The 13992-nt window shown below is 60.9% G+C and carries 13 protein-coding genes, 1 tRNA gene and 1 pseudogene; 10 read left to right on the top strand and 5 right to left on the bottom strand.

Annotated features, from left to right (window positions below):
• Window positions 1-82 precede the first annotated feature (82 nt).
• Window positions 83-337 carry a GlsB/YeaQ/YmgE family stress response membrane protein gene (locus RHEC894_RS11055; protein WP_010067678.1) on the bottom strand — a complete coding sequence of 85 codons (255 nt, stop codon included), beginning with the start codon at window positions 335-337 and terminating at the stop codon, window positions 83-85.
• 557 nt (window positions 338-894) lie between these two features.
• Here RHEC894_RS11055 and RHEC894_RS11050 point away from each other — a divergent pair.
• From RHEC894_RS11050 to RHEC894_RS11040, 3 genes are all read left to right on the top strand, one after another.
• Window positions 895-1050 (top strand): hypothetical protein, encoded by a 156-nt coding sequence (locus tag RHEC894_RS11050; protein WP_010067617.1) that lies wholly within the window; start codon window positions 895-897, stop codon window positions 1048-1050.
• 504 nt (window positions 1051-1554) lie between these two features.
• The gene (locus tag RHEC894_RS11045; protein WP_085737294.1) at window positions 1555-2427 is read left to right on the top strand and encodes a transglutaminase family protein; all 873 of its coding nucleotides are present in this window, start codon (window positions 1555-1557) and stop codon (window positions 2425-2427) included.
• A gap of 103 nt (window positions 2428-2530) precedes the next feature.
• Window positions 2531-3349, top strand: a complete 819-nt coding sequence (locus tag RHEC894_RS11040; RefSeq protein WP_085737293.1) for a transglutaminase family protein — start codon at window positions 2531-2533, stop codon at window positions 3347-3349.
• A 14-nt stretch (window positions 3350-3363) separates the two neighbouring features.
• Here RHEC894_RS11040 and RHEC894_RS11035 read toward each other — a convergent pair whose 3' ends face one another.
• Window positions 3364-3588 (bottom strand): alkylphosphonate utilization protein, encoded by a 225-nt coding sequence (locus RHEC894_RS11035; RefSeq protein ID WP_010035073.1) that lies wholly within the window; start codon window positions 3586-3588, stop codon window positions 3364-3366.
• Between the two features lie 201 nt (window positions 3589-3789).
• On the opposite strand from RHEC894_RS11035, the pseudogene RHEC894_RS11030 reads away from it, so the two are divergent.
• A pseudogene (locus tag RHEC894_RS11030) lies at window positions 3790-4966 on the top strand (hypothetical protein).
• Between the two features lie 367 nt (window positions 4967-5333).
• On the opposite strand, the gene RHEC894_RS11025 reads toward RHEC894_RS11030, so the two are convergent.
• Both RHEC894_RS11025 and RHEC894_RS33775 read right to left on the bottom strand, forming a co-directional pair.
• A tRNA-Ser gene (locus RHEC894_RS11025) sits at window positions 5334-5423 on the bottom strand.
• Window positions 5424-5592: 169 nt separating this feature from the next.
• Window positions 5593-5718 carry a hypothetical protein gene (locus tag RHEC894_RS33775; protein WP_280955287.1) on the bottom strand — a complete coding sequence of 42 codons (126 nt, stop codon included), beginning with the start codon at window positions 5716-5718 and terminating at the stop codon, window positions 5593-5595.
• 640 nt (window positions 5719-6358) lie between these two features.
• On the opposite strand from RHEC894_RS33775, the gene RHEC894_RS11020 reads away from it, so the two are divergent.
• From RHEC894_RS11020 to RHEC894_RS11005, 4 genes are all read left to right on the top strand, one after another.
• The gene (locus RHEC894_RS11020; RefSeq protein ID WP_085737292.1) at window positions 6359-7462 is read left to right on the top strand and encodes a septal ring lytic transglycosylase RlpA family protein; all 1104 of its coding nucleotides are present in this window, start codon (window positions 6359-6361) and stop codon (window positions 7460-7462) included.
• Between the two features lie 74 nt (window positions 7463-7536).
• Window positions 7537-8763, top strand: coding sequence for a D-alanyl-D-alanine carboxypeptidase family protein (locus RHEC894_RS11015; protein ID WP_010068954.1), 1227 nt, complete (start codon window positions 7537-7539; stop codon window positions 8761-8763).
• Window positions 8764-8898: 135 nt separating this feature from the next.
• Entirely contained in the window at window positions 8899-9579 is a 681-nt protein-coding gene (gene tmk, locus RHEC894_RS11010) for a dTMP kinase (RefSeq protein WP_010068953.1), read from the top strand.
• A gap of 8 nt (window positions 9580-9587) precedes the next feature.
• Window positions 9588-10613 (top strand): DNA polymerase III subunit delta', encoded by a 1026-nt coding sequence (locus tag RHEC894_RS11005; RefSeq protein ID WP_085737291.1) that lies wholly within the window; start codon window positions 9588-9590, stop codon window positions 10611-10613.
• Between the two features lie 14 nt (window positions 10614-10627).
• Here the strand turns inward: RHEC894_RS11005 and RHEC894_RS11000 are convergent, their stop codons facing one another.
• On the bottom strand, window positions 10628-11416 hold the full coding sequence (locus RHEC894_RS11000; RefSeq protein WP_085737290.1) for a sulfite exporter TauE/SafE family protein: 789 nt from the start codon (window positions 11414-11416) through the stop codon (window positions 10628-10630).
• 234 nt (window positions 11417-11650) lie between these two features.
• Between RHEC894_RS11000 and metG the strand changes: the two genes are divergently transcribed.
• Both metG and RHEC894_RS10990 read left to right on the top strand, forming a co-directional pair.
• A complete protein-coding gene (metG, locus tag RHEC894_RS10995) occupies window positions 11651-13201 on the top strand; it encodes a methionine--tRNA ligase (RefSeq protein WP_085737289.1) in 1551 nt (516 codons plus the stop codon).
• Between the two features lie 4 nt (window positions 13202-13205).
• Complete coding sequence (locus RHEC894_RS10990; RefSeq protein WP_085737288.1) at window positions 13206-13988, top strand: TatD family hydrolase; 783 nt, start codon at window positions 13206-13208, stop codon at window positions 13986-13988.
• Window positions 13989-13992 lie beyond the last annotated feature (4 nt).

The raw sequence follows: 13992 nt of genomic DNA, 5'->3' as shown, positions 1-13992 counted from the left end.
TGTTTGGATAATCAGCAACGCGACCGGCCCGCTGACGCGTCCAGGGTCAGCTGGCGCGACTGGCCAGCTGGCGCGACCGGGATCAGCGGCGGATGAGGCGGCCGACGAAAATCAGGATACAGGCGCCGACGAAACCGGTGATCAGATAACCCAGCCAACCGGCAAGCGGCTGGATGTGCAACAGACCCAGGATCCAGTTGGCGACAATGGCGCCGACAATGCCGAGCAATATGTTCATGAGCAAGCCCATGTTGCTGCTCATGACCTTTTCCGCCAGCCATCCGGCGATGCCACCGATAATGATGGCTGCAATCCAACCTACACCTGCGTTTTCCATGGTTAGCTCCCTCCTGGTAAAAGCGACTCCAAACAATGCATGAAACGGAAAGAAATTCCACTCCTGGCAGAATTTAAAGCACTTACGGCTGCAGTTGGGTGACCGGCGTCTCCAGCGCGTGAACGGCCAACTGGAACAGGAGGCCTGATATGGCGAGCAGTGCGAAGCCGAAAGGCATGATCAGGCTTTTGCTAAACATTCTTTTCTCTCCCCTTTGAGGAAAGCATAAGCTGAAGCGGCCGCCGCGCAAGATTATTACTAATAAATAGTTAAGTACAGCATTTGAGTAAAACTTAAAATACCGAAATGGCACACCTGTTCTTTTACGAGACGGAAGAATAAACACTCGAATAACGGGTGAATGTCTGTGATAGATGACTTGAGAATGCTTCTTATCTTGAGAAGGTTGCGATCGAAAGCGCGACACCAAGCAACACCTTGGAAATGCGCTATATGGGCGCACATATAACTTCGTGGTCATGCGGCCACGACGGATTGATTTTGCTGCGAAGCGCATCATTTTATTCAGAAGCCATTCGATCCGAGGGGAACATTTGATGTCAAAAGCTGCAATCGCCATCGCCTGCCTCTGCCTGCTCGCCCTGTCCGGCTGCGGCAACACCGCATATGGGCTAAAGAAGGACGGACAGGAGGCAAGCCACGCAATGGACAATGCCACGCATCGGGTTCTTTCCGCCGGCGCCAAGAAGTGAGTCGGGCGCCCGGAAAATAGGCGCGACAGAAGAATCACCACGAAAAAAGCCCGCCTGGGGTGAGGCGGGCTTGAAGTAACAGGGAGAATGGACGGATCGACGCCGTCTCGTCTAATAAAGCACTTGCTGAAGCGCATGGCGTTACGTCATTCGACGTATCCGCGATCGCCGCCGGTCCGGCGGCGAGGATGCGATCGGAATCGAATCAGAAATTGCCCCAGTTCTGAGCGCGGGCACGGGCGCGAATAATCCGGTATTCGCGACCGCCATAGAGCGAGCCGATTGTCAGCAGAAGTGTCAGAACGTCCCAGATGATATGCATGTTATCCTCTTAGGTTGGACGGCTCTGCCGTCGATCGGTCGATGTACAATAGCAATCTTTCGGATGTGCTTATATGACAAGAAATCGGGATGAGCGGGGAAGCGGGCAGGGCGCTTTCGCAGAGGAGAGGCGGCGCCGCCGCCTTGGAGAAGCACGGTGAACAGATTATCGGACGGCGGCCGATGACAATTTTCTCCGTCCGCCACATCACGTCCTATCGCTACGTCAGGGAGGTCGATTTCGGTGAGCATCGGCTGATGTTCCGGCCGCGCGACAGTTTCGACCAGCGGCTGATCGAAGCGTCGTTGACGACCTATCCCGAGGAAAGTCATGTGCGCTGGATCCACGATGTTTTCGGCAATTGCGTGGCGCTCATCGATATTTCGCGGCCGGCATCCGAGCTTCGTTTCGAAACCTGGATCACGCTCGACCATACGCCGCAGGTTGCCCTGGATCTCAAGGTGGACGACCAGGCCCTGACCTATCCCTTCTCCTACGACAAGGACGAGATTGCCGATCTGACGCCGGCGATGCAGCGCCATTATCCCGACCCCAACGACGAGGTCGGACGCTGGGCGCGGCAGTTCCTGCGCCAGGGACGTCCGACGGAGACCGGGCATCTGCTGATGACGCTGTGTTACGCCATTCGGGAAAGCTTCGTCTATCGGCGCCGGATGGAGCACGGAACGCAGACGCCGCTGCAGACCTTGCAGCTTCGCTCCGGCACCTGCCGGGATTTCGCGCTTCTGATGATGGAGGCGGCACGCGTGCTCGGCCTCGCGGCGCGCTTTGTCACGGGCTATGTCTATGTTCCCGATCGAGACGGCTCGACCGTGCTCGGCGGCGGCTCCACCCATGCATGGTGCCAGATTTATCTTCCCGGCGCCGGCTGGGCGGAGTTCGATCCGACCAACGGGATCGTCGGCAACCGCGATCTCATCCGTGTCGCCGTCGCCCGCGATCCGCGCCAGGCCGTGCCGCTGAGCGGCAGCTATGACGGGCATGGTACGGATTTCGACAGCATGACAGTGCAGGTTAACGTCACCACCAGGTGAGCCTGGATTTTTCGGAGCTTGGACGCGGCGGCAGCCGCGGGAACCGGGTCGTGCGATTGACGTTGCATAGTCACGCAGCTATGCGGGACGCGAGGACGCCATCATGAAGATACGCGCCGGGTTTCATCTGGGCTATGAATGCATACAGCCGACACCGATGCTGCTCGTTCTCAACATCCATCCTTCCCGCCGCGCGGATCTTCTCAGCGAGCAGGTCCTGACCTTCGACCGGGCGATCGAGGCCTGGGAATATACCGATGGTTTCGGCAATGCCTGCAGCCGGATCGTCGCCCCGGCGGGAGTAACGACGATCTCCACGGAGTTCGAGATCTACGACAGCGGCCAACCCGACATCGTTCCCGAAGATGCCGTCCAGCACGCGATCAACGACCTGCCGGACGAGGTGCTCGTCTTCATGCTCGGCAGCCGATATTGCGACACCGACAGGCTTGCCGATTTCGCCTGGGCAACCTTCTCGTCGACGCCGCTCGGCTGGGCGCGCGTCCAGGCGATCTGCGATTTCGTCCATGACCACATCACCTTCGACTACCTGAAGGCCGACCTGCTGCGGACCGCGCATGGCGGCTTCATCGACAAGGCAGGCGTCTGCCGCGACTTTGCCCATCTCGCCATCGCGCTTTGCCGATGCATGAATATCCCGGCGCGATATTGCACCGGTTATCTCGGCGATATCGGCGTTCCGATCGATCCCAATCCGATGGATTTCAGCGCCTGGTTCGAGGTCTTTCTCGGCGGCCATTGGCATACGGTCGATGCCCGCCACAACACGCCGCGCATCGGCAGAATATTGATGGCAACCGGCCGCGACGCCACCGATGTGGCAATGTCGACGGCTTTCGGCCCGGCAACGCTCGCCCGCTTCGAGGTAATCACCGAGGAGATGCCGCAGGAGGGCGATTGACGGGCGATGCGGCCTTACGCCTTCTTCAAAAACTCGGTTTTCAGCACCAGGCCTTTGACCTGCTTGGTATTGCACTCGATCTCACCGGGATTGTCGGTCAGGCGAATGCCCTTCACCAGCGTTCCACGCTTCAGCGTCTCCGAAGTCCCCTTGACCTTGAGGTCCTTGATCAGGGTTACGGAATCGCCGTCGTGAAGCTGGCTTCCGTTGCTGTCTTTTACGATGATGTCGTCGGCCATGATGTCCTCATTTGATGATCCCGGACGGAAAATCATGGGGACACGGCATAGTCAACCATTACGCCCCGTATCGACGGCATGGGACGACGCTTGCCGAGGCGCTGCGAATCCTCGAAACTGCCGGCGTGCTGCATCCCGTCGGATCAAGACGGGGTCGCAGACCGGCACTTCGTCCCCGATGCAATCTCAAGCACCACGGCCATGAGCGAATATCAATATTACGAGTTCCAAGCGATCGACCGCCCCCTCGGTGACGCAGATCGCCAAGCTCTTCGGAGTTTATCGACGCGGGCGCGGATCACCTCCACAAGCTTCACCAATTCCTACGAGTGGGGCGACTTCAAGGGTGACCCGGCCGAACTCATGGAACGCTGGTTCGATATGCACCTCTATCTCGCGAACTGGGGAACGCGGCGGCTGATGATCCGTTTCCCGGAGCGGCTGATCGATCGGCAACGCCTCGAGGGATTTATCGGCGAGGTCGATTGCGCCGGACTGACGAGTTCAGGCGAAAATCTGATCCTCGATATAATCTGCGAGCAAGAACCCGAATACGATAACGATGAAGACGGATCGGGCTGGCTCGAGTCTCTGACGCCACTGCGCGCCGATGTGCTCGGCGGCGATCTCAGGATCTTTTATCTGCTGTGGCTGATGGCCGTCGAGGCCGGGGCGTTCGGACCGGGGGAGGTGTCGCCCTTGCCCGGGATCGGCCCGATGAACGATGCACTTGAAGCCTGCGCGGTTCTTCTGTCTCGATGCCGACCTGGTTGTCGCGGCCGCCGAACGCCCGGCCGAGGCGGCATCGGACCCCTCTATGGCATCGGATGCCGTGCGACGTTTCGCAGCCGCCTTGCCCGACAGCGAGAAGACGACGCTTCTTACCCGTCTGATCGAGGGCGATCAGCATATGGCAAGCGAGTTGCGGCAACGCGTCCGCAACCTCTCCGCGGCCACGATTTCCGCAGCCAACCCAGCGCCAACGGTCGCCGAGTTGCAAGCGCGTGCCGGCGCGATCCGCGACATGCGCAAGCGCAGGGAAGACGAACGGCTGGCGGCGGAACGAAAACGCAAAGAGGCGGAAGAGGCCCGTGCTCGCCGTGCGCGGCTGAACGCGATCATCGAGCGGGGCAATCATGTCTGGCGCGAAATCGAGACCGAGATCGAACGCCGCAATGCCTCCGGCTACAACGCCGCCACCGGCCTCCTCATCGACATGAAAACGATCGCCGACGAAAACGGCGATACCGCCGATTTTACTCGCCGCCTGCATTCGATCCGCGAACGTCACGCTCAGAAGGGGCGCTTCATCGAGCGACTGAACGCTTCGTTTGGGCTCTCATGCCGTGTCGCGCCGGTGGGCTTGAATCCAGGCTGATCGCGATGGTCTCCGGCAACCGAAACTGAGACCAAGGTCCGATCTATCCCGGACTTTATGCCCATAGCAAACTCACCTCATTGCAATAGGTTTCGCGGCATGAGTCGAGTTGCGGAGTTTTGCGGTGACGAAGATTTTCGTTGTGGGAATGATAGTTACGCCGGTGCTCTTCTGGGGTTCTGTCGGCATCCTGATATATTCGACGCTGTCGTGATCGGGCGCGACGCGCTTTCGATCCCGATCACGATTGTTGCATGGCAAAAGCTTTTAGTCCGGCGGCACCAAGACCCGACACCGGGAATGCGATTGCCGCCAATATACGCGACAGTTGTGTGGCGAGCGAATTCCGCACGCAATCAAGGCAGCATGGCGGAAGAGGTGGGATTCGAACCCACGGTACGGTTTCCCGCACGCCGGTTTTCAAGACCGGTTCCTTAAACCACTCGGACACTCTTCCATCTATCTGAAAAGGTTTAACAATCAACACATGGTTGATTTTCGAAAATCGGCATTTATTCCCGATTTCCTACCCAATCATTCGACCGCTGGCTTTTTAGCAGCTTTGATCGCAGCGTCAACTTGTTCTGCAGCGTTTCCCATGACAGGCAAGGAGATCTGAGACGGCCTCACTTCGGCTCCGGCTGCTGGATAACAGCTGGGGGCGTGTCGTTCTTCCCGCCGCCTCGATCAAATGGTTTGATGATCAGAATACCGAGGATAGACGCTACCATCACCCCGATGACGATTACCATCAACATCCTCATGGCTTGCCTCAGCACCTCACCCGTCGCTTATTTGCGACTCAACAGATGTCGAAGCGAAACGTTCCGGGAAAGGCTATGGACCTGCCCGCGACAGAAGACGGATCAATGCATCGTGAAAATTAGCATGCTATTTGAATTTTTTTGCAACCTGATACGACCTTGTTCCCAGGATCGCAGCTCGCCGGCTTCGCAGCTGTAATTTTCGTCATTTCGGGATTCCGTTTCTGCGCGTGAAGCGGGGCGGTCGAAATAGAATTGCTCAACGGGTGATAGCTTGACTTCAGCGGGGTGGGCAAGAAGGACGCCACCGCTCGCAAGGCATGTTCCGATCTGTCTCAATTCGGAGCTTTTCCGGCGTCGAAAGCGCCCTGGCGTTTACCATATGCTCCGCTTTGGCACGACGATTTCAGGCTCCCTTGCAGCGGTGCAAGGGCAGGGCGGGAAGTCCCGCGTTAGCAATTTATAAACCATAATCATTAGAATTGTCGCTATCGCAGCGAAATCCCTCGTAAATTTGCCACGAACTTAACAAGATTAAAGTCTCGTTAGGCGGGCGGGGATAAGGCGTATTGGCCCAGGATGGGGCAAAGTTCCTTAACCATAACGATCCTTGAGCGGCGTGGGGCATATGAAATTGGGATACGGGGCGGCGTCTTTCGCAACGACAGCACGGTGGCTGGCGATCTCGGCGATGTGTGCGACGGTTGCGTCGTGCGGCACGACGCAGGCGGTGCCGAAGAAGAAAGCCCACGGCAAAGAATATTTCTCCGAATCCGAATATGGCGTGAAGGCGAGCCCGCGTGTCGCCACCGGCAACAATATCCCCAAGGGCGGCGGCCGCTACATGGTCGGCAACCCCTACGAAGTGAAGGGCAAGTGGTATTACCCGAAGGAAGACTTTTCCTATAACAAGGTCGGCGTCGCTTCCTGGTATGGCTCGGCTTTTCATGGCCGCCTGACGGCGAACGGCGAAGTCTACGACCAGATGCATCTGTCTGCCGCCCATCCGACCTTCCCGCTGCCGAGCTATGCGCGCGTCACCAACCTCGAAAGCGGCTCCTCCGTCATCGTGCGCGTCAACGATCGCGGCCCCTATCATGAAGGCCGCATCATCGACCTGTCCAACAAGACGGCCGATATGCTGGATCTGCAGCACAGCGGCACCGGCAAGGTGCGCGTGCAATATGTCGGCCGCGCTCGGATGGACGGCCACGACATGCCCTATCTGATGGCCTCCTATGTGCCGAAGGGCAGCCGCATTCCGGGCGTCAATCCGGAGGGCCAGATCGCAACCGGCGTGATGGTCGCGTCCAACAGCCGCAAGATCACCCGCGACCAGCTGCAGAGTTCGGAAGATTACGAGACGCCCGCCAACGTGCCGGTGCCGATGTCGGCGACTTCCTATGCCGGCTCGACGCCGAGCGCGCGCTACAATGCCGCCGCCGCTGCACCCGCCCTGGCAGCGCCCGCCCATGTCCTGGTGGCGCCATCAGCACCCTCCGCCAACAATACCCAGCAGGCCTTCGACCAGATGATCGTGCTGCCGGAGATTGGCCCCATGCCCTATGAACGGCCGCTGGGCTCCCTCGCGCTCGGTTATCAGAACGAGGACGTGAAGACGGTGACCGTCAATCTCGCCTTCGATGCGGTGATGGTGCGTAATGACGGACTGACGCAGGAGTCGATCCTTGCCTCGGCCAAGCGTCATCAGACCAAATTTGCTGCGCGCTGAGCACGGCAATTGCATCGGATTTCCTCTCGCTCTAACCTCCTGACGACACGCCGCTCGATCGATGGAAGCTCTTGATGCTGAAGCCTGCGCTTCGCCTTTTAGACCAGTTCGGCTTCCTGTCTGGAATTGCTCTGGCATGGCTAATGCCGTTCACCGCCGCGGCGCTTGCGGCCGATAGCGGTGCTGCCGGTTTCGCCACCAAGGCGGAGCAGGCTTATATGATCGAGGCCGCCACCGGCACGGTGCTTCTCGCCAAGAACGAGGACCAGGGCTTTTCGCCGGCTTCGCTGGCCAAGCTGATGACGATGGATCTCGTCTTCGAGGCGGTGACGAAGGGCCAAATCACCTTGGATACCGAATATCCGGTTTCCGAATATGCCTGGAGAACCGGCGGCGCACCGTCGCGGGCGGCGACGATGTTTGCCAGCCTCAAATCGCGCGTGCGCGTCGAGGACCTGATCAAGGGCGTCGCCATCCAGGGCGCCAATGACAGCTGCATCATCCTTGCCGAGGGTATGGCCGGAACCGAGCAGCAATTTGCCGAGTCGATGACGCGGCGGGCCCGCGAGCTCGGCATGGAGAAGGCCGAGTTCGGCAATTCCACCGGCCTGCCCGATGGAAAGAGCAAGGTGACGGCGCGTGAGATGGTGACGCTGGCCACGGCCCTGCAGCAGTCCTACCCCAACCTCTATCCCTATTTCGCCCAGCCGGATTTCGAGTGGAACAAGATCTTCCAGCGCAACCGCAACCCGCTGCTCGGGCTCGATCTCGGCGCCGACGGGCTGGCGACCGGTTTTACCGAGGGCGAGGGCTATTCGATCGTCGCGTCGGTTGAGCGCGACGGCAGGCGGCTGTTTCTGGCGCTGGCGGGCATTGCTTCCGACAAGGAGCGGACGGAGGAAGCCAAGCGCGTGCTCGAATGGGGACTGACCGCCTTCGAGAGCCGGCAGATCTTTGCCGAAAAGGAAGTGATCGGCGCAGCCAGCGTCTATGGCGGCACCGCGCGTACCGTCGATCTGATCGCCAAGGCGCCGGTCAGCGTCTATATTCCGATCAGCAATCCCGACCGGCTGTCGGCGCGCATCGTCTATCGCTGGCCGCTGACGGCACCGGTAGAGGCGGATACCCAGGCAGGCACGCTGAGGATTTTCGCAGGGTCGCGGCTGCTCAGGGAAGTGCCGCTCTATACCGTGCAGGCGGTCGGCGAGGGCTCGCTCAGCAGCCGGGCGGTCGACGCCATGCTCGAACTCGGCGAATCGCTGTTCTTCTCCTGGCTCTGGGACAAGTCCGCGCCCGGCTGAACGGCAGGCCTTCCCATGCGTTTTGCTGGGAAAGGTGAATATGTCGCCGCGGCGAAAGGTTTTCCTCCCTGACATCTTCGGATAGATAGAAGAGGTGGGGCGCATGTGCGGCGCCTGGAATGCGGGAAATTGGCATTGTCATCCGGTACGGGATTGTTCGTTACGTTTGAAGGCGGGGAAGGCGCTGGCAAGTCCACGCAGATTCGCCGCCTCGCCGCAGCGCTGAAGGGCGAAGGCCAAGACGTGCTGATGACGCGCGAACCGGGCGGATCTCCGGGGGCGGAGGCCGTGCGCCATGTGCTGCTGTCGGGTGCTGCCGAAGCATACGGTACGCGGATGGAAGCGATCCTCTTTGCTGCGGCGCGCAACGACCATGTCGAAGAGGTGATCCGGCCGGCGCTGACCGCCGGCAAGATCGTGCTTTGCGACCGCTTCATGGATTCCTCGCGCGTCTACCAGGGCATCACCGGAAGTCTCGATCCGGATTTCATCGAGACTCTGCAGCGCGTCGCCATCAATGGCGTCACGCCGGATTGCACGGTGATCCTCGACATTCCCGCCAAGATCGGGCTGGAGCGGGCGCAGAAGCGTGCTGCCGCCGATGCGCCCGATCGCTTCGAGAAGGAGCGGCTCGAAACGCATGAGAAACGGCGCGAGGCCTTTCTCGATATCGCCGCTCGCGAGCCCGAGCGCTGCCACGTGGTCAATGCCATGCAGAGCGAGGAGGCGATTGCCGCTGAAATCCTGGCGATCGTCAAACAGCTGCTGTCGCCTTCAGACCGTGCCCGAATGCCGGAAGCCGCCCATCATGAGTGATGCCCATTATGAGTGAAGAGAGGCCCGGACTGCTCGAGGGCGCCATCTGGCCGGGCGAAAACACCAGGCTGTTCGGCCATGCGGAGGCGGAGGCCTTCCTTGCGCACTCCTACCGCTCCGGCAAGGGTCACCACGCCATTCTGATCGAGGGGCCGGAAGGCATCGGCAAGGCGACGCTCGCCTTCCGCTTCGCCAATCACGTGCTCTCGCATCCCGATCCCGCCACCGCGCCGGAAACCATCGGCGACCCGGATCCGGCCTCATCAGTCAGCCGGCAGATCGCCTCCGGCGCCTCGCACAATCTGCTGCATCTCGCCCGGCCGGTGGACGAAAAGACCGGCAAAGTGAAATCGGCGATAACAGTCGACGAGGTGCGCCGGGCCGGCAAGTTCTTCTCGCAGACGTCAGGCACCGGCAACTGGCGGATCGTCATCATCGACCCTGCTGATGACATGAACCGCAATGCGGCCAACGCCATCCTGAAAATCCTCGAGGAACCGCCGAAGCGGGCGCTGTTTCTGGTGCTGTCGCATGCGCCCGGGCGGCTGCTGCCGACCATCCGTTCGCGCTGCCTGCCGCTGAAACTGGCGCCGCTTGCCGACGACGCGCTGGTGGCGGCCCTTGCCCATCTCGGCCTGTCGGGCGAGGGCGGTGCGGTGCTTTCCGCTGCCAAGGGCAGCGTCGGCGAGGCGCTGAAACTGTTGAACTACGGCGGCGGTGAGATCATCGCCGCCTATGACGAGATGCTTGCCGCCGAAGGGCCGACGGCCCGCAAGGCGATGCATCGGCTGGCCGACGCGCTTTCGGGCCGGGAAAGCGACACGATCTTCGATTTCTTCGTCAACCATGTCGGCGACGACATCATGAACCGGGCGCGCGCAGCGGCAGGAGAGGGGCGGATCACCGCGGCGGAACGGCTGGCGCGGCTCTATTCCGAGATCACCGAGCGGCTGACCATCTCCGATGCCTATAATCTCGACCGCAAGCAGACGATCATCGGCATTCTCGCCGACATCAAACAGCCGGGCCTGTAATCTGGTTGCTCAGGTCAGCTGGCCAGCAACTTCCAAGCGACGACGGCAAGGGTAACGGCAAGGACGATGCGGATGGTGCGTTCGTGCAGTTTCGGCGCCAAAAGGCTGCCGATGATGATGCCGGGGATAGAGCCGACAAGCAGGGCAAACAGCATCGGCCAGTCGATCTCGCCGATCAGCCAGTAACCCATGCCGCCGATCAGTGTCAGCGGCACTGCGTGGACGATATCTGAACCGACGATCTCGCGCACATCGAGCCTGGGATAAAGGACGAGCAGGATCGTCACGCCCAGCGCGCCGGCGCCGACCGAGGTAAGGGTGACGAGGACGCCGAGCAGGAACCCGAGTACGACGGTGAGGGTGAGGATGACCGCCGGCCGCGGCGGGGTGCGATCGCCGATGGCGCGGCGCGCCAATTCGAGGATCGGGCCCCGGAAGACCAGCATGATTGCGGTCATGACGAGAAGCCAGCCGAGAGCTGTCGTGATCGTGTTGGTCACGCCGATGCTCTTGCGGTCGACGCCAGCCAGCAGCCAGAGCATCAGCAGGGCGGCGGGCACGCTGCCGACGGCGAGGCCGCCGACGATCTTCCAGTTGATGCGCCCATGCACGCCGTGAACCGCGGTGCCGGCGGTCTTGGTGATTGCCGCGTAGAGAAGATCGGTGCCGACCGCGGTGGCGGGATGGACACCGAAGAGCAGCACCAGCAGCGGGGTCATCAGCGACCCACCACCAACGCCGGTGATGCCGACGAGCGCGCCGACGAACAGGCCCGAAAGCGAATAGAGAGGCTCGAATGTCAAGCAAGCGCCTCCGACGGCGCGCGGCCACGACTATCCCGATAGATGAAAACTGGCACTTGCTTCTGTTCCGCCCTCTTTTTCATGAGGGGTAGATTGCGGCACAAGCTGAGTCAAGTTCACCATGCCAACCTCCCGGAAATCATTGGCGACGGTAAAACTTGATGTTTCGCTTGACGGTGACATGCGCTAAGAGCGGCTGACCATTTTTATAGAGTTAGCCGGACATTGGCCGCCATGACAGACAAGACACCCTTCTACATCACCACCGCGATTTCCTATCCCAACGGCAAGCCGCATATCGGCCATGCCTATGAGCTGATTGCGACGGATGCGATGGCGCGCTACCAGCGCCTTGACGGCAAGGACGTGTTCTTCCTGACCGGCACCGACGAACACGGCCAGAAGATGCAGCAGACGGCGCGCGGCGAGGGGATCACCGCGCAGGCGCTTGCCGATCGCAACTCCGGCGAATTCCAGGCGATGGCCAAGCTGCTCAACGCTTCGAATGACGACTTCATCCGCACCACGCAGGAGCGTCATCACGAGACATCGCGCAACATCTGGAACCTGATGGCCGACAACGGCGACATCTACAAGGACAGCTATGCCGGCTGGTACTCGGTGCGCGATGAGGCCTATTATCAGGAAAGCGAGACGGAGCTGCGCGCCGACGGCGTGCGCTACGGGCCGCAAGGCACGCCCGTCGAGTGGGTGGAAGAGGCGAGCTATTTCTTCAAGCTCTCCGAATATCAGGAGAAGCTGCTTGCCCATTACGAGGCGAACCCCGATTTCATCGGTCCGGCCGAGCGCCGCAACGAGGTGATCTCCTTCGTCAAGTCGGGCCTCAAGGATCTGTCGGTCTCGCGCACGACCTTCGACTGGGGCATCAAGGTGCCGAACGATCCCGCCCATGTAATGTATGTCTGGGTCGACGCGCTGACCAACTACATTACCGCGACAGGCTATATCGAGGACAAGAACGGCCCGCGGGCGAAATATTGGCCGGCCGACGTGCATATCATCGGCAAGGACATCATCCGCTTCCATGCCGTCTATTGGCCGGCCTTCCTGATGTCGGCAAAGCTGCCGCTGCCGAAGCGGGTGTTTGCCCATGGCTTTCTGCTCAACAAGGGCGAGAAGATGTCGAAGTCGCTCGGCAACGTCGTCGATCCGGTCAATCTGGTGAACCATTTCGGCCTCGACCAGGTGCGCTACTTCTTCCTGCGCGAAGTCTCCTTCGGCCAGGACGGCAGCTATAGCGAAGAGGCGATCGGCATCCGCATCAACTCCGACCTTGCCAACGGCATCGGCAATCTCGCCAGCCGCTCGCTGTCGATGATCGTCAAGAACTGCGACGGCAAGATCCCGGAATGCGGGCCGCTCAGCGACGAGGATAAGGCGATGCTGGCGCAGGCCGACGCGCTGCATGCCTCGACGTGCGAGGACATGGGCAAACAGCAGATCCACCGGGCGCTCGCCTCGATTATCGCGGTGGTTTCCGAGACCGACCGTTATTTCGCCGGCCAGGCGCCGTGGGCGCTGAAGAAGACCGATCCGGAGCGGATGGGCACGGTGCTCTATGTCACTGCCGAAGTCGTGCGCCAGATCGCCATCCTGCTGCAGCCCTTCATGCCGGAATCATCCGGCAAGCTGCTCGACCTGGTCGCGGCACCGAAAGACAAACGCGACTTCGCCGCTCTCGGGCAAGCCGGCCGTCTCGTTGCCGGAACGCCGCTCGAGGCGCCGACGCCGGTCTTCCCGCGCCACGTGGCTCCGGAGGCTTGAGGCCGTGCTGATCGATACGCATTGCCATCTGGATTTCGCCGATTTCGAGGCGGAGCGCGACGAGATCGTCGCGCGCGCCCATCAGGCCGGCGTCAGGCAGATGGTGACGATCTCGACGCGGGTGCGCAAGCTCGATGCCCTTCTGGCGATCACCGAGAAATATCCTTCGGTGTTCTGCTCGGTCGGCACGCATCCGAACAATGCCGACGAAGAACTGGACGTCCAGACGGAAGATCTGGTCCGCTTGGCGAACGCCCATGAGAAGGTCGTCGCCATCGGCGAGGCCGGCCTCGACTATTTCTACGACACGCAGAAGCCCGAGGACCAGCAGACCGGCTTCCGCCGCCATATCGCCGCGGCGCGCGAGACCCGGCTGCCGCTCGTCATCCACAGCCGCAGCGCCGATGAGGACATGGCGGCGATCCTGACCGAGGAAACGGGGAAGGGCGCCTTCCCCTTCATCCTGCACTGCTTCTCGGCAGGCCCGGAACTGGCGCAGACCGGCGTCGCGCTCGGCGGTTACGTTTCTTTCTCGGGCATTCTGACCTTTCCGAAGTCGGAGGAGCTGCGCGAGATCGCCAAGACGATCTCTCGGGATCGGCTGCTGGTGGAAACGGACGCGCCGTATCTCGCGCCGAAGCGCTGGCGCGGCAAGCGCAACGAGCCCTCCTATGTCGTCAACACCGCCGAGGTGCTTGCCGAGACGATCGGCCTTTCCTACGCGGAGATCGCCCGGATCACGACCGAGAACGCTTTGCGGCTGTTTACGAAGATGCCGAGGGTCTGAGAGC

It is taken from the genome of Rhizobium sp. CIAT894 (assembly GCF_000172795.2).
GTDB lineage: Bacteria > Pseudomonadota > Alphaproteobacteria > Rhizobiales > Rhizobiaceae > Rhizobium.
Note: the sequence above shows the minus strand (reverse complement) of the source record. Positions and strands in the feature narration are given on the sequence as shown.